Genomic DNA, 21,787 nt, shown 5'->3' with positions numbered 1-21,787 from the left:
ACCACCGATCTGGTAGATCGCGATCCACCCTATCGGCGGAAACCCGCCGTTTACAACGCGTCGAAATCGATAGGCCGTGTTCTATCAAGCGCTTGCGGTGCTTCGGGCATCGGATACTTCAACCCGGTCGCGCAGTTGAAAAGTACGACCTTGTCGTCCTCGTCGACCAGCCCGGTGTTCAGCGCCTGATGGTAGGCGGCCAGCGTCGCGCCGCCCTCGGGGCATAGCAGCAACCCGTCCTGCTTCGCCGCAGCGTCGACCGCCTTCAGGATCGCCGGATCGCCAACCGCGAGCGCCTGCCCACCCGACTCCCGCACCGCGCGAAGGATCAGGAAGTCACCGACCGCCTTCGGCACGCGAATGCCCGCTGCGACGGTGCTCGCATCTTCCCAACGCTCGGCATGTTCCTCGCCAGCCTCGAACGCGCGGACGATCGGCGCGCAGCCGCTCGCCTGCACCGCGAACATCTTCGGCCGCTCCGAGCCGATCCAGCCGAGCTTCTCGAGTTCGTCGAACGCCTTCCACATCCCGATCAAGCCGGTGCCGCCACCGGTCGGGTAGAAGATCGCGTCGGGCAGTTTCCAGCCGAACTGCGCGGCGAGTTCGAGCCCCATCGTCTTCTTGCCCTCGATCCGATAGGGCTCCTTCAACGTCGAGAAATCGAACCAGCGGCCCTCTGCCGCCCCCTTGCCGACGATCGCGCCGCAATCGTCGATCAGGCCGTTCACCCGCCAGACCCGCGCGCCCTGCATCGCGATCTCGCGGACGTTGATCTCGGGGGTGTCGTCCGGGCAGAACACGATCGTCTCGATCCCGCACCGCGTCGCATACGCCGCCAGCGCCGCGCCCGCATTGCCGTTGGTCGGCATCGCGATTTTCTTAACGCCGAGCTCCTTGGCCATCGCGACGGCCATGACGAGGCCGCGCGCCTTGAACGATCCGGTCGGGAGGCGTCCTTCGTCCTTCACGAGCACGTTGGGGCCACCCGACTTCGTCAGGGGCACCAGCGGCGTCTCGATTTCGCCAAGGCTGACGATGTTGGACGTGTGGCGGACGGGAAGCAGCTCGCGCCAGCGCCACAAATCGGTCGGCCGCGCTTCGATCGTGTCGCGCGAAGCCGACGACCGCACCGCGTCGAGGTCGTAGCGCACTAACAACGGCCGCCCTGCCCGTGACAGCCCATGAAGCTGGTCCGCCTCATACCGCTCGCCGGTAATTGAGCATTCAAGATGCGTGACGAAGGTCTGACGATCGGTGGTGAGGTTCTGGTTCATGAACTGACTTTCAAATCCTCCCCTGCAAGGGGAGGGGGACCAGCGCAGCTAGTGGAGGGCGCGTGTCGCGTTCGTCACGCTCGACGTAACAGCGCCCCGGCCGCAGATGGTACGCGGGAGGTGAGCCCCCTCCACCACCACGCAAGCGCGTGGCGGTCCCCCTCCCCGTTCCGGGGAGGATTACCCAGCCTTGGCGACCCCGACCATGGCAGGACGCAGCAGGCGGTCCTTGATCATGTAGCCCGCCTGCATTTCCTGGACGATCGTCCCGGCAGGCTGGTCGCTCGGGACCTCAAGCATCGCCTGGTGCTTGTTGGGATCGAGCATCTGGCCCTCCGCGGCGATCTTGGTGATGCCGTGGCGCTGGAACACGCTCTCCAGCTCGCGACCGGTCGCCTCCAGCCCGGTGACAAGGCCTTTCATCTTGTCATCAGCGCGGAGGTCGGCCGGGATTGCCGACAGCCCGCGCGAGAGATTGTCCGCAACCGACAGCACGTCGCGCGCGAACGCCGTCGCGGCATAGGCACGCGCGTCCTGGGCTTCCTTTTCGGCGCGGCGGCGGACGTTCTGGATCTCGGCCTGCGCGTAGAGGACGTTCTGCCTGGCTTCGGCGAGCTGGTTCTCGAGCTCGGCGACGCGGTCGTTCGAGGCCACTTCGGGGGCGGCTTCAGCGGTCTCTTCGCGCAGGTCTGCAGGCGTGTTCTGATCGATGTCGGACATGGTTTTCCCTATAAATTTAAATTGGGCCGGCTCAACCCATCAACCGGGCGAGCGTTGCAGCCGTGAAATCCACCATGGGCACGACGCGCGCATAGTTCAACCGCGTCGGGCCTATGACACCGACCACGCCGACCACCCGCCCGTCCAATCCGCGGAACGGGCGGGCGATGACCGAAGACCCTGACAACGCGAACAATTTGGTCTCCGCGCCAATGAAAATCCGCGTCGAATCACCGGCGCGCGCGCTGTCCAGGAGCGATGCGACTTCCTGCTTTCCCTCGAGATCGTCGAGCAGGTCGCGGACCCGGTCGAGATCGGCGGCGGCGGCGGCATCGATCAACCGCCCCTGCCCGCGCACGATCAGTACCGGGCGACGATCCGCATCCTCGCTCCACACCGCGATGCCGCGCTCGACCAGCGTCCGCGCCGCGCCATCAAGCGCCGCCTGCCCGTCCGCCAGTTCACGCTCGATCCGGCCGCGCGCTTCGGCAAGCGTCAGGCCGCCGAGCGTCGCCGACATGTAGTTGCCCGCCTCGATCAGCGCAGACGGCGACATGCCCTTGGGCAGTGCGATCACGCGATTCTCGACCGAGCCGTCCTCGCTGACCAGCACCGCCAGCGCCTGTTCGGGCGACAGCGCGACGAACGCGATCTGGCGGAGTTTCAGCTCGCGCTTCGGCACCATCACCAGGCCCGCGCACGCCGACAGCCCCGACAGCGCGAGCGTGGTCGCAGCGAGCGCCTCCTCGACCGGACCACCGACACCGGCACGTGCCTCGATCGTCTGGCGCTCCTCGAACGACGGCTCCATCGCCTGCATCATGCCGTCGACGAACAGCCGCAAGCCCCGGTCGGTCGGCATGCGGCCGGCGCTGGTATGCGGGCTGGCGAGCAAGCCGAGGCCTTCCAACTCGCCCATCACGCCGCGAATCGAGGCGGGGGAGAGGCTGAGGCCGGTGAGTTGCGCGATCGTCTTCGACCCGACCGGCGTGCCGCTGGCGAGATAGCTGTCGACGACGGCACGAAAAATGTCGCGCGCGCGATCGGTCAGTTCGGTGACGGGGGGCGTGGCCATCGCTTTGATCTAGGGCGGATCCGGCGTCGTACAAAGGGGGAATGCGCACCCCGACCACTCCGTCATCCTGACGAAAGTCAGGATCCAGAGCCACGGAGGACGGAACTCGGTTACTCTGGATCCTGACTTTCGTCAGGATGACGGGGAAGGCTGGCGAGCACGGAAACGAAAGGCTAGGCAGCGGGCAACCACTCACTTCCGTTAGGATAAGACTATGCGCCCATCCGGCCGCGCCCCAGACCAGATGCGTGCGATCACGATCGAGCCGCGCTTCACCAAGCATGCCGAAGGCTCCGTCCTGATCGGCTTCGGCGACACGAAAGTCCTCGTCACCGCCAGCGTCGAGGAGAAGGTGCCGCCGTTCATGCGCGGCAAGGGCGAAGGCTGGGTGACCGCCGAATACGGCATGCTCCCGCGCGCCACCAACACGCGCAACAACCGCGAGGCCGCCAAGGGCAAGCAGTCGGGCCGCACGCAGGAAATCCAGCGGCTGATCGGTCGTTCGCTCCGCGCAGTCGTCGACCTGAAGCTGCTCGGCGAGCGCCAGATCGTGATCGACTGCGACGTGATCCAGGCGGATGGCGGCACGCGCACCGCGTCGATCTCGGGCGGCTGGGTCGCACTCCGGCTCGCGATCGACGGTCTGCTCGCGAGCGGCAAGCTGACCGCCGACCCGCTGACGCAGAAGGTCGCGGCGATCAGCTGCGGCATCTACCAGGGCAATCCGGTGCTCGACCTCGACTATATCGAGGATTCGGGTGCGGATGCGGATGCGAACTTCGTGCTGCTCGAAAACGGCAACATCGCCGAGGCGCAGGCGACCGCCGAGGGCGCAACGTACGACGAGGAGGCGCTGCTTCGCCTGCTGCGTCTCGCACGGATCGGTTGCACGGACATCTTCGCGGCGCAGGCGAAAGCGGTCGCCAAGTGAGCGGCGAAGGCGAGGTGCCGCAGGCGATCCGCAAGCTCGCCCCCGGCAAGCTGGTCATCGCCAGCCACAACAAGGGGAAGGTTCGCGAGATTGCGGCGTTGCTAGAAGGGCGTGGGTTGGAAGTCGTCTCGGCCGCCGAGCTCGACCTGCCCGAGCCGATCGAGACGGGTACGACCTTCTTCGCGAACGCCGAATTGAAGGCGCGCTCGGCCGCTGATCTGTCGGGCTATCCCGCGCTCGCGGACGATAGCGGGCTATGCGTCGATGCGCTCGGCGGCGATCCGGGCGTCTACACGGCGGATTGGGCGGAAACCCCGAACGGTCGCGACTGGAACATGGCGATGCAGAAGGTCGAGGACGCGGTCGTCGCCAAGGGCCCGGACGCAACGCGCGGCGCGCACTTCGTCAGCGTGCTGGCGTTGGCATGGCCCGATGGTCACGTGGAATGGTTCGAAGGCCGTGCCGAGGGCACGCTGACCTGGCCGCCGCGCGGCAATGTCGGGTTCGGCTACGACCCGGTGTTCGTGCCGCTCGGCTACGACCAGACCTACGCCGAACTCCCGCACGAAACGAAGAACGCGATCAGCCACCGCACCGAGGCGTTCAAGCTGCTGGAAGCCGCGGTGTTCTGAGCGGCCCGGCGGGGGAAGCCCCTCGCCGTCCCGTCATCCTGACGAAAGTCAGGATCCAGAGCCATCAAGGGCACCGCCCGTTACTCTTGATCCTGACTTTCGTCAGGATGACGGTGGAGATGTGGTTCAGACTGCTAACGCCTGCTTCACCGGCCACGTCACCGCGGGCAGCGCCTCGAACGCCGGTTTTGCCAGCAGGTATCCCTGTATGTACCGCACGCCGAGACCCCGCAGCGCCTCGAACTCGCCGAGCGTCTCGACCCCCTCGGCGATCACCGTGATTCCCAGCGCCGTGCACATCCGCAGCATCCCCTCGACGATCATCCGCCGTGGCAAGCTCGTGTCGATGTCGCGGATCAGTTCCATGTCGAGCTTGATGATGTCCGGCTGGAACCGCGCGAGCAGGTTCAGCCCCGCATGCCCCGCACCGAAATCGTCGAGCGCCGTCCCGAAGCCCATCTTCTGATAGGTCGCGATGATGTTCGCGACATGCGCGGGATCGAGCATCTCTTCGTTCTCGGTAAACTCGAAGATGAGGCGATCCGTCGGCATGCCGACTGCCGCGGCGGTCTTCAGCGTCAACTGGATGCACGCCGCCGGCGAATACACCGCGTTCGGCAGGAAGTTGATCGAAAGCCGTGCGGGCGTATCGAGCAGCCCCGCCTTTACCGACGCTTCGATCGCCCGCACCCGGCATTGCTGATCGAACGCGTAGAGGTTGTCGCCGTCGACCCGGCCGAGCACGCTGGCGGCCGACTGGCCTTCGGGGCCCCGCACCAGCGCCTCGTAGGCGAAGACCGTCTCCGTCTCGACATCGACGATCGGTTGGAACGCCATCGAGAAGGCGAACGACAGGCCAGCGCCATCACGACATCCGACGCAACCGATACGGGGAACATCGGGTTGGGGTGGTGGTTTCATTAAAGCAGGTTAGCCGAAACCACTTAATAAAATACCACCGCTCCAGAACTACCAGCTTGCTTAAGATCAATAAGCGCGCTCGCCGAACACGTTGCCGGGCGGGGAGTAACGGCACACCAGATAATCGTCGGTCTTGTTGCTCGCCATCGCGCAGCCGACCTGGGTCGAGCCACGCCAGACGATCTGCGTATAGTGCGCGACGTCCTCGAATTTGCCGGTGCGGCTGAATCCGGGCGTAGGCATGTTGATGAAATCACGCTTCTCAGCGACCCAGTGGCCCATCATTTCGGTGTACGCATAGGCGTAGCGCGTGCCGGTCCACAAATTCTCGCCCTCGCGCGTCATCCCCTGCGGTTGCGGCGCGTGCGCGAATTTCCGCGTGCGCGCCATCTCCTCGGCATAGGCGCGCGCGGTGGTCGCCAGCGTGTCGCTCCAGGTCAGCGGCGCCACGCCGACGGCGGCGCGCGCAGCGTTGTGGCCGTCCATCATCGCGGTCTTGAGGAGGCTCGCCCCGCGCGATGCCGGCGCCATCGATTCGCGCGGCTCGACGACTCGCTCGGGCCCCTGCGCACAGCCTGCCAGTAACAACGCCCCGACGATCGCCAAACCCATCCGTGCCGTCATTGCGCTTCCTTCGACCGCTCCGTGCGACCATATGCGCGAGATAATGCCCGTCTTCGAAACACCAAGCCCCCGCTCTGATTCCCCGGGCGACCTCGCGCTCTACGTCCATTGGCCGTTCTGCGTGTCGAAATGCCCGTATTGCGACTTCAACAGCCATGTCCGCGAAGAGGTCGACCAGGCAGCCTGGCGCGCCGCGTTGCTGACCGACCTCGCACACGAGGCGCGGGTACTGCCGGGGCGGAAGTTGCAGTCGATCTTCTTCGGCGGTGGCACGCCCTCGCTGATGCCGCCCTCGACCGTGGCTGCCGTGCTGAATGCAGCGGAGAAGGCTTGGGGATTCGCCGACGGGATCGAGATCACCCTGGAGGCGAATCCGTCCTCGGTCGAGGCAGCACGATTTGCGGACCTGGCGCACGCTGGCGTGAACCGAGTGTCGCTCGGGCTACAATCACTTGATGACCAGGCGTTGAAATTCCTCGGCCGCGCGCATGACGTGAACGAGGGACAGGCCGCGCTCGCCACCGCGCAGAGCGTCTTTCCCCGCGTGAGTTTCGACCTGATCTATGCGCTCCCCGGCCAGCGGCTCGACGATTGGCGCGCGGAACTCGCGCACGCGCTTAGTCTGGGGACGGAGCATCTCTCGCTGTACCAGTTGACGATCGAAGCCGGCACGCGGTTCGCCACCGAGGCTTTGGCGGGGCGGATCGTGATCCCGGACGGCGACTCGGCGGCGGATCTGTTTGAGGCAACGCGTGCCGATACCGCAGCGGCAGGCTTGCCCGCGTACGAGACGTCGAACCATGCGCGACCGGGAGCGGAGAGCCGTCACAATCTCGCATACTGGCGTTACCAGGATTATGCCGGGATCGGGCCGGGGGCGCATGGCCGGCGCGGCGGGCTGGCGACGGTGCGGCGCAAGAAGCCGGAGAACTGGCTGGCCGCGATCGAGCGCAATGGTCACGGCATGGAAGTCGAGGATCCGCTGACTCCATCGACGCGCGCTACCGAGGCTTTGCTGATGGGATTGCGGCTCGCGGAAGGTGTCGATCTCGACCGCATCACCGCACTCAACGACGGCATCGTGCCAGTGGATATTGCAGCGGTGGCACGGCTCGAGGCTCTTGGCTTGATCGTGCACACCCCCGGTCGACTGCGCGTCACCGACGCGGGCGCGTTGCTGCTCGACGCGATCCTGCCCGAGATCGTCACCGCCTGACCCGTCACCTTCGAACCTGACTCCTCGGCGTCCGAGACGCGGTCACGTTCAGATTGGCGCGAGCGGGGATTTGCTCTAAGTGGCGGCAGCCCGGTTGCGCCGGGCCTCTTGCGAGTGGGAATTTGATGCGCTTTTTCGTCGGAATGTTCGCGTTGCTCGGGTGCCTAGTCACGGTGCCGGTCGCGGCGCAGAAGAAGGAAGTCGTGGCGCCTGCCGTTCGCGCGACCCCGCCGCTGACCACGGATACGCAGAATCTGCTGCTGCTCGATCTGTCGACCGGTGGCCGCGTGACGATCTGGCTGCGGCCCGACGTCGCGCCGCTGATGGTCGAGCGGATCAAGACGCTCACCCGCCAGCATTTCTATGACGGCCTCGCGTTTCACCGCGTGATCGACGGCTTCATGGCGCAGGGCGGCGATCCCAAGGGCGACGGCACCGGTGGCTCGACGCTCCCCGATCTCAAGGCCGAGTTCAACTACCTGCCGCATGTCCGCGGCGCAGTGTCGGCGGCACGGTCGGACAAGGAGGACAGTGCGAACAGCCAGTTCTTCATCGTCTTCCAGCCGCGCCTCAGCCTCGACAAGAAGTACACCGTGTTCGGTCGCGTGATCGACGGGATGCAGTATGTCGACGCTATCCAGCGCGGCGAGCCGCCGGCGAACCCGTCGCGGATCGTCCATGCGTATATCGCGGCGGACAATCCTCCGGCGTATGTCGCCGGCCCACCTGCCCCTGCGCTGGGTGCGCCGGTGACGTTGCCGGGAACGGCGTCTGGTCCGAACGCGGCAGCGCCCAAGCTCGCGCCAGCTGCTCGCAAGGCGCCCACTGCCAAGCCTGCGGCCAAGAAGGCCCCCGCCAAGAAGTGAGACTCCGTTGAACGTCGACCTTTTCGACTTCGACCTGCCGACCGACAACATCGCGCTACGCCCCGCGGCGCCGCGCGATGCTGCGCGGATGCTGGTGCTCGAAGGTGATCGCACGCTGGATGCGGGCGTGTCCGACCTGCCGTCGCTGTTGCGGCGCGGCGACATGCTCGTGTTCAACGATACGCGCGTGATCCCGGCGCAGTTGGACGGGCGGCGCGGCGACGCGAAGATCGGCGCGACCTTGCACAAGCGCGAGGGGCCGCGGCGATGGCGCGCGTTCATCCGCAACGCGCGGCGACTGCGTGACGGCGATGTGATCGACTTTGGCAACGACGTCAGCGCGGCGGCGGTCGATCGCGAGGACGATGGCAGCTACGCGCTGGTGTTCGCGGGCGACGAGCCGGTCGAGCTGTTGCTGGAACGCGCGGGCCATATGCCCCTGCCCCCGTATATCGCCGGCAAACGCCCGACCGACGAACGCGATGCGGACGATTACCAGACGATGTTCGCGTCCGAGCCGGGGGCGGTCGCCGCGCCCACGGCGGCGCTGCATTTCACACCGAAACTGATGGCGGCGCTTGAGGCGGCGGGAATCGAGCATGCGACGCTGACGCTGCATGTCGGTGCGGGGACGTTCCTGCCGGTCAAGGCGACCAACACGACCGAGCACAAGATGCACGCGGAATGGGGTCGGATCGATGCCGCGACCGCCGACCGGCTGAACGCGGTGCGCGCAAACGGTGGTCGTGTGATCGCGGTCGGGACGACGTCGCTGCGGCTGATCGAGAGCGCGACCGGCGAGGACGACGTCATTCGCCCGTTCGATGGCGACACCGCGATCTTCATCACGCCCGGATACCGGTTTCGTGGCATCGATGGCTTGATGACCAATTTCCACCTGCCGCGCTCGACGCTGTTCATGCTGGTGTCGGCACTGATGGGTCGCGAGCGGATGCAGGCGGCGTATGCGCATGCGATCGCAGCGAAGTATCGCTTCTACAGCTATGGCGACGCCTCGCTTCTGCTGCCATGACGGGCGGCATGCTGCTCGCTCTCGCTCTGCTCCAGGCCATTACCGCCGCACCGCCGCCCGCCGGCACGCCGCAGCCGCCCGCGACGATCTTCGCCGAGCCCGCCGCGCTGTTCATCGCCGCATGTGATGCGAATGGCGATGGCCGCGTGACGCAGGCCGAGCTGACTGCGTGCGTTGCCCGGAGCTACGCCACTGCCGAGGGCGCTTCGACCGGCTCTATTGGGTACATCGCCTACGCGGATTGGGCACAAGCCTGGCTAGGCGATCGCAACGCGTTGCCGAGCCCGTTCGAAGTCGATCGCGACGGCGATAACCGAATCACGCTCGCCGAACTCCAGGCGCGGTTCGCGCAGTTCTTCACGCGGTTCGACCGCGACAAGGACGGCGTGCTGACCCGCGCCGAACTCATCACAATCCGCGGCGCGCCGGTCGGCGATCGCTACGGCATCCGCAAGAAAAACTGAGTCCATGACCACCCGCCCCCGCTTCGACTTCACCATCTCCGCCACCGACGGCAAAGCACGCACCGGCGTCATCGCGATGCAGCGCGGCGACATCCGCACGCCCGCCTTCATGCCCGTCGGGACCGCCGCCACCGTCAAGGGCATGAAGCCTGCCGACGTCGTCGGTGCGGGCGCGGACATCATCCTGGGCAACACCTATCATCTGATGCTGCGCCCGGGCGCAGAGCGGGTCGCACGGCTCGGCGGGCTGCACGCGTTCTCGGGGTGGTCGAAGCCGATCCTGACCGATTCCGGTGGCTATCAGGTGATGAGTCTCGCCGACCTGACCAAGCGCTCCGAGGAGGGCGTGTCGTTCAAGTCGCATCTCGACGGCACGCGGCATTTGCTCAGCCCCGAGCGGTCGATCGAGATCCAGCGGCTGCTCGGTTCGAACATCGTCATGGCGTTCGACGAACTTGTGCCGACGACCTCGACGCGCGAGGTGCAGGCCGCGGCGATGGAGCGATCGATGCGCTGGGCCAAGCGGTCGCGCGCGGCGTTCGACAGCGGCGAAGAGCATGCCCAGAACAACGCGATCTTCGGGATTCAGCAGGGTGCGCTGAACGAGGGCTTCCGCAAGTCGTCGGCGGATGCGCTGATCGATATCGGCTTCGACGGCTATGCGGTCGGGGGGCTCGCGGTCGGGGAAGGCCAGGAGGCGATGTTCGGGTGTCTCGATTTCGCGCCGGACCAGTTGCCGGTCGAGAAGCCGCGCTACCTGATGGGCGTTGGCAAGCCCGACGACATAGTCGGCGCGGTCGAACGCGGGATCGACATGTTCGATTGCGTGATGCCCACCAGGTCGGGGCGCACCGGCCAGGCCTTCACGCGCACCGGCCCGATTAACATCCGCAATGCGAAGTTCGCCGAGGACATGGGGCCGCTCGACCCCGCCTGCCCCTGCCCGGTCTGCGCGACCTGGGGTCGGGCGTATCTGCATCACCTCGTCCGGTCGGGCGAAATGCTTGGCGCAATGCTCATGACGGAGCATAACATCTGGTTCTACGAAACGCTGATGGCGGATCTGCGGGCGGCGATCGCCTCGGGCACGCTGACGCAGTTCGCGAATGATTTCCGTGGCGTGTATGCCCGGAAGAGTGAAGGAGAGCCCAAGTGACCATCAAGATCGACAGCGACACCCCGAACGAAATCCTCGCCGCCGCGAAGGAGGCGAAGCTGCAGGCCGAAGCCGCCGCGCACAACGCCGCCGAGAAGGCGAAGAGCTGGCCGCTCGCGAAGATCGGTCTGGGCGTCGGCATCGGCTCGGCGGCGATCGCGGGCGCGGTGCTGTTCGCGAACCGCAACAAGTAAGGATCCCGATGCGCCTCCTCCGCTCCGCGTTGCTGCTGTCCGCAGCATGTTTCCCCGTAGCGGCGGTGGCGCAGGCCGCGCCTTCGCAGGTCTCCGTAAAGCCGATCGCCTATACCGAGCGCACCTTGCCGAATGGCCTGCGCGTCTATGCGATCCGTGACACGGGCACACCGAACGTGTCGGTGCAGGTCTGGTACGATGTCGGCTCGAAGGACGACCCCAAGGGCAAATCCGGCTTTGCGCACATGTTCGAACACCTGATGTTCAAGTCGACGCGCAACCTCGTGTCGGAACAGATGGACCGGCTGACCGAGGATGTCGGCGGCTACAACAACGCGTCGACCAACGACGACTATACCAATTATTACGAGGTGATCCCGGCCAACCACCTCCAACGGCTGCTGTTCGCGGAAGCCGACCGGATGGCGAGCCTCGTCGTCGAGCCCAAAAGCTTCGCCTCGGAGCGTGACGTGGTGAAGGAGGAACTGCGCCAGCGGACGCTCGCGCAGCCCTACGGCAAGCTGTTCTCGATCTATTATCCCGAGCTCGCCTATCAGGTTCATCCCTATGCGCGACCGGGGATCGGAAGCCTCGAGAATTTGGAAGCGGCCGGGATCGACGACGTCCGCGCGTTTCATGCGACCTATTATCGACCCGACAACGCTATCCTCGTCGTGTCCGGCAATTTCGATCGGGCGCAGCTTAACGGCTGGGTCGACCAGTATTTCGCGGGCATCAAGAAGCCGACCGCGGCGATCCCGCGCGTAACGGTGGCGGAGCCCGCGCGGACCAAGGCCGTCACGCGGACCGTGTACGAGCCGAACACGCCGTTGCCCGCGGTGCTGGTCAGCTATCACCTGCCGCCGGATCGCGACGCCGACATTCCCGCGCTGATGGTCCTGAAGGCGGTGCTGGCAACGGGCGAAAGTTCGCGGCTGTACGAGAGCGTCGTGTACCGCGACCAGCTCGCGCAGTCGGCCGAGGCGTTCCTCGATACCAAGCAGGCGACCGGCAACATGGTCGTCTACGCCATCCTTGCGGGCGGCAAGACGGTCGAGGCGGGCGAAACCGCGTTGAAGCGCGAGATCGCGCGGTTCCGCGATACCCCGGTGACTGCCGCCGAACTGGCCGAGGCGAAGAACGAGATCCTGACCCAGTCGATCCAGTCGCGCGAGACCGCCGAGGGCAAGGCGAGCACGCTGGCGTCCGCGGTGCTGGTCGACGGTGATCCGCAAGCAGCGGACAAGCAACTTGCAGCGATTGCGCGGGTAACGGCGGCGGATATCCAGCGCGTGGCGCGGAAGTACCTGGGCGACACCCAGTCGGCGACGATCCGCTACATGCCGCTTGCCGCCAAGCCCGCGGCCGGCGTTACCGATACGATCGCGGTAGCGCCGACCGTGCAGGTTGCCGACCTGAAGGCGCCTGCGAATATCGAGATCGTGACGCCTGCGTCCGAAGGCCAGCGCGTCCGGCCGCCAGCACCTAGCGCACCAATATCGCCGACGATCCCGCAGCCGGTGGAGACGCGGCTTAGGAACGGCATGCGGCTGGTGACGGTCGAGCGGCACGACCTGCCGATCGTCACCGCCTATCTGGTGACCGCGGGCGGCGCGGCGACCGATCCGGCGAACCGCGCAGGGGTCAGCAGTCTGTCGGCGGAGTTGCTCACCAAGGGCACGAAGACGCGCTCGGCAACGCAGATCGCGCGGGCGGTCGAGGGGCTTGGCGGCTCGATCGGCAGTTCGGCTGGCAGCGATGGCGCGGCGGTCGACGTGACGGTGAAGTCGGACCAGCTCGCACCGGCGATGGCGATCCTCGCGGATGTCGCGATCAACCCGGCGTTTGCGTCCGAGGAGATCGAGCGTGCGCGGACGCAACAGATCGACGCGGTAACGCTGGCGTTGAAGGATCCGGCGCAGGTTGCCGGGCTCGTTGCGGATCGCGCGGTCCTCGGCGCGTCGCCTTATGGCGCACCGAACGGAGGCACGCCATTGTCGCTCAAGGCGATTACGCGAGACGACATTACCGCGGCGTATGCGCGGAGTTTCCAGCCGGGTCAGGCGACGCTGATCATGGTCGGCGACGTCACCGCGGCGCAGGCGAAGACGCTTGCCGAGGCACAGTTCGGCGGGTGGACGTCGGGCAGCGTCGTGGCGGCCGCGGCGCCCCAGGTCACCTACCCGAAGCCTCGCGTGATCGTCGTCGACATGCCCGAAGCGGGTCAGGCGGGCGTCGTGGTGGCGCGGCCGGCAATCGCGCGGAACGATCCGCGCTATTATCCTCTGGCGGTCGGCAACACGGTGCTCGGCGGGGGCTTCTCGTCGCGGTTGAATCAGGAGATCCGGATCAAGCGCGGGCTGGCCTATGGCGCAGGCAGCGGGCTCGATGCGGGCAAGACGCAGGGCACGGTCGCGGCGCGGACGCAGACCAAGAACCCGACCGCCGCCGAAGTGGTGACGCTGATCGCCGCGGAGATGACGCGGATGGGGTCTGCGCCCGTCCCTGCCGCTGAACTCGACACGCGCAAGGCGGTGCTGAACGGCAATTTCGGGCGCGGAATCGAGACGACGTCGGGGGTTGCCGGGATCCTCGGGGCGTATGTCCAGAACGGCGTGCCGCTGGGCGAACTGCAACGCTACACCGGCGCGGTCGGTGCGGTCGATCCGGCGGCGGTGCAGGCCGCTGCGGTCGCGTTGCTCGACCCGAAGGCGGCCAGCATCGTCGTGGTCGGCGACGCCAAGCAGTTCATCGAACCCTTGCGCAAGGCCTATCCGAACGTTGAGGTGATCCCCGAGGCGGCCTTGAAACTCGATACCGCAACCTTGCGCTGACGATCTCGGCCTGAACGCACCGCCTCGTGTAGCATCCCGCCACCGATTGGGGCGATCGTCCCGCGGTGGGACGGACTGAATCGATGCGCGATCCTGCGCGCGATATCGGTTACACGGAATCTTCATGCTCGTCGGGGCATTTCCCCCGTGAACAGATTTCGAGGTGGCACGGTGCGCGTTCGGGTGCAGACGGTTCGGGCGATGCATCGCATCTGGTTGGCGATGGTCGCCACGGTGCTGGTGATCGGCGCCGGCATGTCTGCGCACGCCGCGCTGCGCGGGATCTCTGCCCGGAATGCCGCGCGGGACCGGGCGATGGTCGCCACGGCGACGCCCGCATCGGTCTCGGCCCCCTCCCCCGATCAGGAAATCGCGGCACCTGCGAGCGGTGTCACCGGCACGATCGACCTGCCCGCCTTGCCGATTCCAGCCGGGGCAGCGCTCGATGCCGGCGTGGTCCCGGCGCGGCCCTTCTCGATGGCGGGCGCGTCGGCGATCGACCGCGACCGCGCGATCCAGTGCCTGACCGCCGCAATCTACTACGAAGCCGCCTCCGAACCCGATTCAGGGCAGCAGGCGGTGGCGCAGGTCATCCTCAACCGCGCGCGCCATCCTGCCTTTCCAGGGACGGTATGCGGCGTGGTGTACCAAGGCTCCGAGCATGCCGGCTGCCAGTTCAGCTTCGCCTGCGACGGGGCGATGGCGCGTATCCCGGCGCGGGCGGCGTGGCTACGCGCGGCGCGCGCGGCGGGCATGGCGCTCGCGGGCTATGTCTACGCGCCGGTCGGGCTCGCAACGCATTACCATACCTATGCGGTGACGCCGGCATGGAACCGCAGCATGGTGATGACCGACGTGGTCGGCGCGCATTTCTTCCATCGCTGGAAGGGGTATTGGGGCACTTCGGCGGCGTTCACCCAGCGCTATGCCGGTGGCGAACCGCTCCCGGGACCGCACATGATGGTGCAGCCGGTTTCCCCCTTGACGCCGACGCCGCAAATGATCGCCGCGGCAACGGCGGCGGCAGTTGCGGTCTCGGCATCGTCTGCACCGGTGGTGATTGCGGACGCCAAGCCCGCCTACACCAAGACGACTGCCGCCGTTGCCGCTGACATGCTGCCACCTGAATCGCAAATCCTCGACCGGTGGAAAGACTCCGGTAAGCCGCTAAAATAGCGGCGGCGTCGATCTTCACCTGACTAGGACGTTCTGAACGGCCCTCAACCTTGCTGCCGAGCTTCGCTGCGGGCGCTCCTCCCCCTGTTGAGATAGGGAGAATGCTCGTTCAGCTTCCGGTGGTCACCGCAGTGCCGCTCAGTCTGACAGAAGATTGGTTCGCGCGGAGGCACGAAGGACGCTGAGGTGGTTCGCTCGGGGCGATGGAGCTGGTTTTACCAGAGTTTTGAGAACCTCCGGTTCGGCTGGGAACATCCGCGCTCTCTGCGCCTCTGCGCGAACCCATTCTGCCTTCAGCTCTTTACTTCTGGGCCACCAAAGTAAAACCCGAGCGCATCGCTGCACCCGGGTTCTATCTAGCCCAACCGAGATCCGTACGCGCTTACTCAGCGGGGACCATCGATGGCGTACCGATCATCATGCGTTCCCCACCGGGAGGGGCAGCTTCGCGCGCAGCGCGGAGGATTTGGGTACGCTCGGCGCGCGACGCCATGTCGTCCCAAGCCTTTTCGGCGCGGCGGCAGCGATCGCGGACGTTGTCGAGGAGGGCGGCATCGCCGTTGCGACGCTCTTCATCAGCGCGGGCCCGGTAAAATTCTGGATTATCGGCCATGCTGGTGCGCTCCTGCGGGAAATTTCAAAGGGGTGATGCGGCGACCGTTATGGCCGCCGCATCGCAACCGAGATCAGGTTGGCGGACCGTAACCCGCCAGCGAGATCAATCGGCTGGCTGGAGGTTCACGGCCGACTGCTTGCCACGCTTGTCGGGCTCGAGCTCGTAGGTGACGCGCTGGTTCTGGTTCAGCGTCGGCATGCCGGCGCGCTCAACCGCGGTGATGTGCACGAATGCATCGTTGCCGCCGCCATCCGGCGCGATGAAGCCATAGCCCTTGTCGGCGTTGAAAAACTTGACGGTTCCGGTGATAGCCATGAAGTGGCTCCTTCTTAGTAGAGAGTAACCCGACGTTCGGGCGACCCGTGCCGCGGAGCAGGGAAAGAAGGAGAAAGGTGCCGCAAAGCGCCAAGAACCGTCGATATGCGACTGTAGCTGAGCGCTATATGGGCCAAGACCGCCCGAATTGCAAATCTTGCCGGTAAAATGGGTCAAGAACTGCGTCGATTACCGCACATAATATTTTTGCACGCACCGCCATCAACGGCGAGAATTTAGAACGACCGGCGCCGATATTTCGGCGCCGGTCGAGGGATTTAACGGCAGCGGGTGTCGTTGCTGGAGCGATCCACCGCACGTCCGGCGAGCGCACCGCCGGCAGCACCGAGAACGGTGCCGAGCAGGCCCGAGCCACCGGGAGCGATGACGTTGCCGAGCACGCCGCCCGCGACTCCGCCGACGATCAGGCCGGTGGTGCCGTCGTTGCGGCGGCAATAATAGCGGCCGTCATTGCCGCGATAGACGCGGTCGTTGCGCGACAGGCGGCGCTCGCGATAGCGTGCATCGTCGCGGTAATAGCGACCAGCATCGTAGCCGCCGTAGGCGGGATCGACCCGGTTATAGTCGTAGGAACGATAGCGCGGGTCGACGCCGTAGCGGCTGCCTCCGTCGCCGACGCAGCCGGCAACCATGGTAGAGGCGGCCAACAGGCCCAGCATCGCAACGCGCATTTCGTGTCCTTTCAGTGGGTTGATACTGAAGGCGTAATGATCGGCGCCGGGGTTTGGTTGCCGGCGCCGAAACACCGTCAATCCTTGAGATTGGCGGGCACGGTGCCGCCGTTCTTTTCCAGCTCGCGCATCACGGCCTTGATCAGCCACATGTTCATTTCGGCGCTGCCGTCCTTCGCACCGGTATAGCCGAGCTCGGTGGCGAGCTCCTTGCGGTTGTCGAGGCTCGAATCGAGATCGAGCAGCTTCATCAGGTCGACGATCGAGGTGCGCCAGTTGAGGTCCGAACCCTTCTTCGAGGCGATGCCCGAGAGGACGGCCTCGACGTCGACAGCCTGTGCGGGCGCGGCGGGAGCAGCCTGCGGAGTCGGCGCGGCGGGCGTTGGCGTCGGTGCGGGCTGGGCTGCGGTGGTCTGCGGCGCGGGCGCTGGTGCGTCGGCCTTGGGCGTGCCGAAATGGCCGCTGCCGAGCGGGCCGTGCTCACCGAAGATGGCGGACTTGATCTTGCTGAAGATGCTCATGGGGATCCCTGTCGTATAAGAGTCTGACGGCGGGAGAACGCCCGGTGGAGGATTTGGGTGCAGGCGCCGCGACCGGGGGCGACGGAACGTCCGGGCGCTGCGGCTGGCCGGGATCGAGACCCTCGCGCGCGCCGGGCCTCGGTGCGACCGGTTCGTCGCAGCCGAGAGGATCGAAACTCGCCGCCAACGCGGCGATGCGATCCGCATAGGTGGCGCCGGCCGCCTCGGCGCCCGCTTCGTCGACGAGGCCGCCGTCGATCGCATAGGCGACGAACCATGTATCGCGGTCGACGCCCTCGGTGATCGTCCGCTCGGCGATCTCGCGGTCGCGTGGCGCGTCGAGAATGATCGCCTCTTCGTCCGAACACTCGCGGCTGTACGTGTCTTCGCCGAACAGGCCGTCTTCGGTGTTGAAATACGGATCCGGCGGCGGAAAACAGGTCCGCCAGCCCTGCGAAATGGAGTCGAACCAGACCGGATGATCACCGTCGCGACCATCCTGGTCAAAGTGAAGTACAGGAAGTGCAGACGCTGGCGCGCTTTCGACAGCGGGCTTCAGGTCCGGATCGAGCACCGGATCGGGTGCCGGTTCGGGCGCGGGGTCCGGCGCCAGTTGCAGCAGCCCGGCGGCTTCGGCGCGCGACCATTGCGCGGCGGTCCAGTCGCCACGCGCGGCGGGATCGAGATCGGTGACGTCGATCCCGGAGGCCACGCCGGCGGCGCTGCGCAGCCAGCGGTCGGCGCGGGCGAGTGCGAGGATCGGCGCCATCGCCGCTTCGGCTGCGCTCGGCGCTGCTCCCGTTGCTGGGCCCGCTCCCGCCCCCGCCTGTATGGCGTCGGCATCGAGACGTTCGCCGAGGAACAGGCCGGCGCGGGCGGGGCCGGCGTCGCGCGCGATGATGTCGAGAAAGGCGTCGAATTCGGCGGCGATCATCCGGGTGGCGGCGTTGGCGGTCTCGGTGGCGTCGGCGTGGCGATCGAGCCGGTTGAGCAAGGACATGGCGAGGCGGTTGTCGTAGCGGTGGCGCTCGATCACTTCGCCGTCGGGCCTGGTGACGCGCTCGGTCTGGCCGGCGATAGCGCGGAGGAACAGCGTCTCGGCGACGATCGGCCGCGCGACCAGCTTGGCGGCGTCCCAGCCGAGCGCGAACGCTGCGCCTGCCGCGCGGCGACGCAGCGTGTAGGCGGCACCGGGCGAGAGGCCGACGCTGGCGCTGGCTTCGTCGACGGTGGCGCCCTCGGCGATGCGTTCGAGGAAGCCGCGCTGGCGATCCGGGGTCCAGCCGTCGCTGCGCTGGGTGTAGCGGGTCGGGGTGGCTGGGATGTAGGCGCGCGGGGCGTGATCGGTTTGCGCGGCGGGGGCGGTTTGCGAGGGGGCTTCGGGGTCGGCGGGTTGCTCGGTGGCTTGATCGATGCCGGGCTCCTGGAGAGCGGCGGTCACTTGCGCATGGTCCGGGCGAGCGCGGTCCAGCGGTCGCGGTTGGCGGCGATCTCGGGCGATACGGGGATGCGGGTGCCGATGCGGCCGGCGTCGACATGCGCTTGCCAGGCCATGACGTGGCGGACCGCGTCTGGGAGGTGGTCGGGGATTGGGGGTTCGTAGCGTGGTCGGGGGGCGGGCGTGGCGCGCGTTGCGATGTAGCATGGGGGCGGGTCGGCCGGGGTGGGTGCGTTTGCCATGGTCGATCCTCGTTGCGAGAGGACCGATCAGGTATGCCGGATCGGGGTGTGTAGGACAGCGGTTTCGGGGCGTGGGTGCTCGTCCTAATGCCCCCCATCGTCATCCTGACGAAAGTCAGGACCCAGGGTTACGGGGCGCGGCGCTTTTGGCTCTGGGTCCTGACTTTCGTCAGGATGACGGAGGGGGGACGGCTGGGGTCGGCAACGCGGACTTGGCGTGCCACGGCGCGTGGCGAAGCCCCCTCCCCCGTCATACCGGACCCTTCGGCTTTCCTCAGGAGAGCCTTGTTCCAGTATCCACCGTCCCGCACACAGCCGCTATCGCGTTCGGGGGACCGTGGACCCCGGAACCAGTCCGGGGTGACGGAGCGGGGGTGGTGGCGTCGGGATCAGCTTCGACCGTTGGGCCGTTCTTATCCTCCCCGCAGGGGGGAGGTGGCACCGGAGGTGACGGAGGGGGAGGAACACGAAACCTACGTGGTCGCCCCCTCCCCCTCCGTCTGGCAAGCGCCAGCCACCTCCCCCTTGCGGGGGAGGATCAGGAAGGCGCCTTAGCCGAGCGTCGAACCGCGATCCGCAGCGAACGACGGGGCCGGGCCGGTGGCGGGGCGGAGCGACTCGCGCTCGGCCTTGGTGGGGACCGCGGTGGGATCGGGGCGGAAGGCGTCCGGCGCGCGATCGGTCGCACCCGGGCGGGGCTTGTCGAGCGCGAGATCGGGCGCGGCATGCTCGGCGGGGCTGGCCTTCGACCGCAGGAACACCGCCAGCAACGCACCCCCGAGACCGATCGCCGCGGCCCCGATCGACAGCGCGTTGATGCCGAACATCTTGGCGTTTGGCTTGGACCTGGGGGCGGGCTTGTGCGGGTGAGGCTTGGTCATGGGAATGTCCTTTGATGCAGCCTCGGAAACGGACGGTCGGTGGCAGGGGTTCCGCTTTGCGGTGGCGACCGAGATGCGTCCGTTACCGATGCGATCGGCATGCTGTCCCTTAGCCTCCTACTTGCCCTGGAAACCGCAGGAGATGCATCAAACTTAACTTCGATCGGTCCCAACGGACTGAACCCTAGTCTTTGGGTTTGACGCTGAAAGCGATCTCGACCGAATCGATACCGGGAGGCTTTGATGCCGGTTCTCCGCGTGGCTCAGCGAGGCGACCAACCATGAGCTATTGTCCTTTTTATCGGTCATCGAGTCTATCCTGATCATTACCCTTCTAACCTGCCACACCTTGACTCCTTCCCCTAGCTCTGTTGCGTTCGGACGAAAGAAATATCAGGGCGAGTTTCAGATGGCGGATGAACGAAGAGAAGTTTTCTTTGGGTTAATAGCGCCTATCGGTATCAACCTTGATGCCGTGGAATTGACACTGTCTAGAGCGCTCGAAAGAGTTGACTACAAAGCAAATAATATACGGCTTACTTCAATATTTTCTCAACTTGGTGCAAAGTACGAAGTAAAATATGAAGATGAATACGACAGATACGACAAGCTTATCAAAGCCGGCGATAGTTTATGCAAAGATGCAGGCCGCAATGACATATTGGCCTTGTATGGAATAGATGACGTGACCCCCGTTTTTTCCTCCAGTTGGAGCTAGAGTCCGACCCCGGAAGAAGGGACGGACAGATGAAGCGGAAGCAGTTTTCGGAAGAGCAGATCATCGGCATCCTGAAAGAGGCCGAGGCTGGCGCGGTGGTGACGGATCTGTGCCGACGGCACGGGATGTCGAGCGCGACCTACTACGCCTGGAAGGCTAAGTTTGGCGGCCTGGAGGTGTCCGATGCGAAGCGGCTCCGGGCGCTTGAGGAGGAGAACGGCCGGCTCAAGCGGCTGTTGGCGGACACGATGCTCGACAACGCAGGTCTGAAGGACCTGCTGTCAAAAAAATGGTGACGCCCGCCGCGAAGCGGGAAGCGGTCGCGCATCTCCAGGCGGCGCTGGGGATGAGCGAGCGGCGGGCGTGTGCTGTCGTCGGGGCGGATCGCAAAAGCATGCGGTATCGCTCGTGCCGATCAGATGATGGCGACCTGCGGTCGCGATTGCGCGAGCTGGCGCAGCAGCGCCGGCGGTTCGGCTATCGGCGGTTACACATCCTGCTGCGCCGGGACGGCATCACGATCAACCGCAAGAAGACCCAGCGGCTCTACCGCGAGGAAGGGCTGACGGTGCGTCGCCGGAAGGGACGAAAGCGCGCCGTCGGCGCGCGGGCACCCGCACCGGTGCTGGCGCTGCCCAACCAGCGCTGGAGCCTGGACTTCGTGCACGATCAGATGGCAACCGGTCGGCGGTTTCGCATCCTCAATATCGTCGACGACGTGACGCGCGAGTGTTTGCGAGCGGTGCTCGACACGTCGATCTCGGGCAAGCGGGTGGTGCGCGAACTCGCCGATCTGATCGCCGAGCGCGGCGCGCCCAAAATGATCGTCAGCGACAACGGGACAGAGCTCACCTCGAACGCGGTGCTCGCGTGGTCTGGAGATGTCGGCGTCGAGTGGCACTATATCGCGCCGGGCAAGCCGACGCAGAACGGGTTCGTCGAAAGCTTCAACGGTCGCATGCGCGACGAACTGCTCAACGAGACGCTGTTCTTCACGGTCCGCCAGGCGCGGGCGATTCTCGCGCGCTGGGTAGACGACTACAACACCCAGCGGCCGCACTCCTCGCTCGGCTACGCCACACCGACGGCCTTTGCCGCCGAACTCGAAAAGCAACGGGCGGGTTTAAACCCGCCCGTTGCTTCGTCCGCGCTCCTGCGCGATAATAATGGCCGGTCTCTGGTTGCCGCTGGATGAAAGACGGGGGTCACGTCATAGAACATCTAAAGCTCCACCAAAGCCGAGAAGCC

General features: G+C 66.1%; 24 protein-coding genes. 12 read left to right on the top strand and 12 right to left on the bottom strand.

The window, feature by feature from the left end; translation table 11 throughout:
* Window positions 1-50: 50 nt before the first annotated feature.
* From C8J40_RS05335 to hrcA, 3 genes are all read right to left on the bottom strand, one after another.
* Window positions 51-1,274: a threonine synthase gene (locus tag C8J40_RS05335; protein ID WP_132896108.1), complete on the bottom strand. Its 1,224-nt coding sequence runs from the start codon at window positions 1,272-1,274 to the stop codon at window positions 51-53.
* Between the two features lie 180 nt (window positions 1,275-1,454).
* Window positions 1,455-1,994 carry a nucleotide exchange factor GrpE gene (gene grpE, locus C8J40_RS05330; protein ID WP_132896107.1) on the bottom strand — a complete coding sequence of 180 codons (540 nt, stop codon included), beginning with the start codon at window positions 1,992-1,994 and terminating at the stop codon, window positions 1,455-1,457.
* Window positions 1,995-2,025: 31 nt separating this feature from the next.
* Window positions 2,026-3,069 carry a heat-inducible transcriptional repressor HrcA gene (hrcA, locus tag C8J40_RS05325; RefSeq protein ID WP_132896106.1) on the bottom strand — a complete coding sequence of 348 codons (1,044 nt, stop codon included), beginning with the start codon at window positions 3,067-3,069 and terminating at the stop codon, window positions 2,026-2,028.
* Between the two features lie 214 nt (window positions 3,070-3,283).
* Here hrcA and rph point away from each other — a divergent pair, with 214 nt between their 5' ends.
* The gene (rph, locus tag C8J40_RS05320) at window positions 3,284-4,000 is read left to right on the top strand and encodes a ribonuclease PH (RefSeq protein WP_056055360.1); all 717 of its coding nucleotides are present in this window, start codon (window positions 3,284-3,286) and stop codon (window positions 3,998-4,000) included.
* The gene (gene rdgB / locus C8J40_RS05315) at window positions 3,997-4,632 is read left to right on the top strand and encodes an RdgB/HAM1 family non-canonical purine NTP pyrophosphatase (RefSeq protein ID WP_132896105.1); all 636 of its coding nucleotides are present in this window, start codon (window positions 3,997-3,999) and stop codon (window positions 4,630-4,632) included. Before rph ends, rdgB begins: the two co-directional genes overlap by 4 nt.
* A 126-nt stretch (window positions 4,633-4,758) precedes the next feature.
* Here the strand turns inward: rdgB and C8J40_RS05310 are convergent, their stop codons facing one another.
* The gene (locus C8J40_RS05310) at window positions 4,759-5,469 is read right to left on the bottom strand and encodes an EAL domain-containing protein (RefSeq protein ID WP_132896104.1); all 711 of its coding nucleotides are present in this window, start codon (window positions 5,467-5,469) and stop codon (window positions 4,759-4,761) included.
* A 150-nt stretch (window positions 5,470-5,619) separates the two neighbouring features.
* Complete coding sequence (locus C8J40_RS05305) at window positions 5,620-6,177, bottom strand: CAP domain-containing protein (protein ID WP_132737574.1); 558 nt, start codon at window positions 6,175-6,177, stop codon at window positions 5,620-5,622.
* A gap of 43 nt (window positions 6,178-6,220) precedes the next feature.
* On the opposite strand from C8J40_RS05305, the gene hemW reads away from it, so the two are divergent.
* The 8 genes from hemW (at window position 6,221) to C8J40_RS05265 (ending at window position 15,116) form a co-directional block, all read left to right on the top strand.
* Window positions 6,221-7,393, top strand: a complete 1,173-nt coding sequence (hemW, locus tag C8J40_RS05300; protein ID WP_132896103.1) for a radical SAM family heme chaperone HemW — start codon at window positions 6,221-6,223, stop codon at window positions 7,391-7,393.
* 125 nt (window positions 7,394-7,518) lie between these two features.
* Window positions 7,519-8,259, top strand: coding sequence for a peptidylprolyl isomerase (locus tag C8J40_RS05295; protein ID WP_132737569.1), 741 nt, complete (start codon window positions 7,519-7,521; stop codon window positions 8,257-8,259).
* A 7-nt stretch (window positions 8,260-8,266) separates the two neighbouring features.
* A complete protein-coding gene (gene queA / locus C8J40_RS05290) occupies window positions 8,267-9,292 on the top strand; it encodes a tRNA preQ1(34) S-adenosylmethionine ribosyltransferase-isomerase QueA (protein WP_132896102.1) in 1,026 nt (341 codons plus the stop codon).
* An 8-nt stretch (window positions 9,293-9,300) separates the two neighbouring features.
* Window positions 9,301-9,756: an EF-hand domain-containing protein gene (locus tag C8J40_RS05285; protein ID WP_243693214.1), complete on the top strand. Its 456-nt coding sequence runs from the start codon at window positions 9,301-9,303 to the stop codon at window positions 9,754-9,756.
* 4 nt (window positions 9,757-9,760) lie between these two features.
* Window positions 9,761-10,912, top strand: a complete 1,152-nt coding sequence (gene tgt / locus C8J40_RS05280) for a tRNA guanosine(34) transglycosylase Tgt (protein WP_132896100.1) — start codon at window positions 9,761-9,763, stop codon at window positions 10,910-10,912.
* The gene (locus C8J40_RS05275; RefSeq protein WP_197978314.1) at window positions 10,909-11,106 is read left to right on the top strand and encodes a hypothetical protein; all 198 of its coding nucleotides are present in this window, start codon (window positions 10,909-10,911) and stop codon (window positions 11,104-11,106) included. Before tgt ends, C8J40_RS05275 begins: the two co-directional genes overlap by 4 nt.
* Before the next feature lie 8 nt (window positions 11,107-11,114).
* Window positions 11,115-13,940 carry a pitrilysin family protein gene (locus C8J40_RS05270; RefSeq protein WP_132896099.1) on the top strand — a complete coding sequence of 942 codons (2,826 nt, stop codon included), beginning with the start codon at window positions 11,115-11,117 and terminating at the stop codon, window positions 13,938-13,940.
* Window positions 13,941-14,141: 201 nt separating this feature from the next.
* Complete coding sequence (locus C8J40_RS05265; protein WP_132896098.1) at window positions 14,142-15,116, top strand: cell wall hydrolase; 975 nt, start codon at window positions 14,142-14,144, stop codon at window positions 15,114-15,116.
* A 382-nt stretch (window positions 15,117-15,498) separates the two neighbouring features.
* On the opposite strand, the gene C8J40_RS05260 is transcribed toward C8J40_RS05265, so the two are convergent.
* The 7 genes from C8J40_RS05260 to C8J40_RS05230 form a co-directional block, all read right to left on the bottom strand.
* Complete coding sequence (locus tag C8J40_RS05260; RefSeq protein WP_056060610.1) at window positions 15,499-15,729, bottom strand: hypothetical protein; 231 nt, start codon at window positions 15,727-15,729, stop codon at window positions 15,499-15,501.
* 105 nt (window positions 15,730-15,834) lie between these two features.
* Entirely contained in the window at window positions 15,835-16,047 is a 213-nt protein-coding gene (locus C8J40_RS05255) for a cold-shock protein (RefSeq protein ID WP_031394996.1), read from the bottom strand.
* 278 nt (window positions 16,048-16,325) lie between these two features.
* A complete protein-coding gene (locus C8J40_RS05250) occupies window positions 16,326-16,739 on the bottom strand; it encodes a glycine zipper 2TM domain-containing protein (RefSeq protein WP_156362209.1) in 414 nt (137 codons plus the stop codon).
* Between the two features lie 77 nt (window positions 16,740-16,816).
* Window positions 16,817-17,260 carry a DUF3597 domain-containing protein gene (locus tag C8J40_RS05245; RefSeq protein WP_132896097.1) on the bottom strand — a complete coding sequence of 148 codons (444 nt, stop codon included), beginning with the start codon at window positions 17,258-17,260 and terminating at the stop codon, window positions 16,817-16,819.
* Complete coding sequence (locus tag C8J40_RS05240; RefSeq protein WP_132896096.1) at window positions 17,220-18,701, bottom strand: hypothetical protein; 1,482 nt, start codon at window positions 18,699-18,701, stop codon at window positions 17,220-17,222. Before C8J40_RS05240 ends, C8J40_RS05245 begins: the two co-directional genes overlap by 41 nt.
* A complete protein-coding gene (locus C8J40_RS05235; protein WP_132896095.1) occupies window positions 18,698-18,940 on the bottom strand; it encodes a hypothetical protein in 243 nt (80 codons plus the stop codon). The genes C8J40_RS05240 and C8J40_RS05235 overlap by 4 nt, the downstream gene beginning before the upstream one ends.
* Window positions 18,941-19,491: 551 nt before the next feature.
* The gene (locus tag C8J40_RS05230; protein WP_132896094.1) at window positions 19,492-19,821 is read right to left on the bottom strand and encodes a hypothetical protein; all 330 of its coding nucleotides are present in this window, start codon (window positions 19,819-19,821) and stop codon (window positions 19,492-19,494) included.
* A gap of 409 nt (window positions 19,822-20,230) precedes the next feature.
* On the opposite strand from C8J40_RS05230, the gene C8J40_RS05225 reads away from it, so the two are divergent.
* Together C8J40_RS05225 and C8J40_RS05220 are read left to right on the top strand one after the other, a co-directional pair.
* Window positions 20,231-20,539 carry a hypothetical protein gene (locus C8J40_RS05225; protein ID WP_132896093.1) on the top strand — a complete coding sequence of 103 codons (309 nt, stop codon included), beginning with the start codon at window positions 20,231-20,233 and terminating at the stop codon, window positions 20,537-20,539.
* A 29-nt stretch (window positions 20,540-20,568) separates the two neighbouring features.
* Window positions 20,569-21,734, top strand: a protein-coding gene (locus C8J40_RS05220; protein WP_132896266.1) for an IS3 family transposase whose coding sequence is annotated in 2 segments (ribosomal slippage) — window positions 20,569-20,821 and window positions 20,821-21,734 — 1,167 coding nt in all. Because the reading frame shifts where the segments join, the coding sequence is not laid out codon by codon here.
* Window positions 21,735-21,787 lie beyond the last annotated feature (53 nt).

It is taken from the genome of Sphingomonas sp. PP-CC-3A-396, from assembly GCF_004343105.1.
GTDB lineage: Bacteria > Pseudomonadota > Alphaproteobacteria > Sphingomonadales > Sphingomonadaceae > Sphingomonas.
Note: the sequence above shows the minus strand (reverse complement) of the source record. Positions and strands in the feature narration are given on the sequence as shown.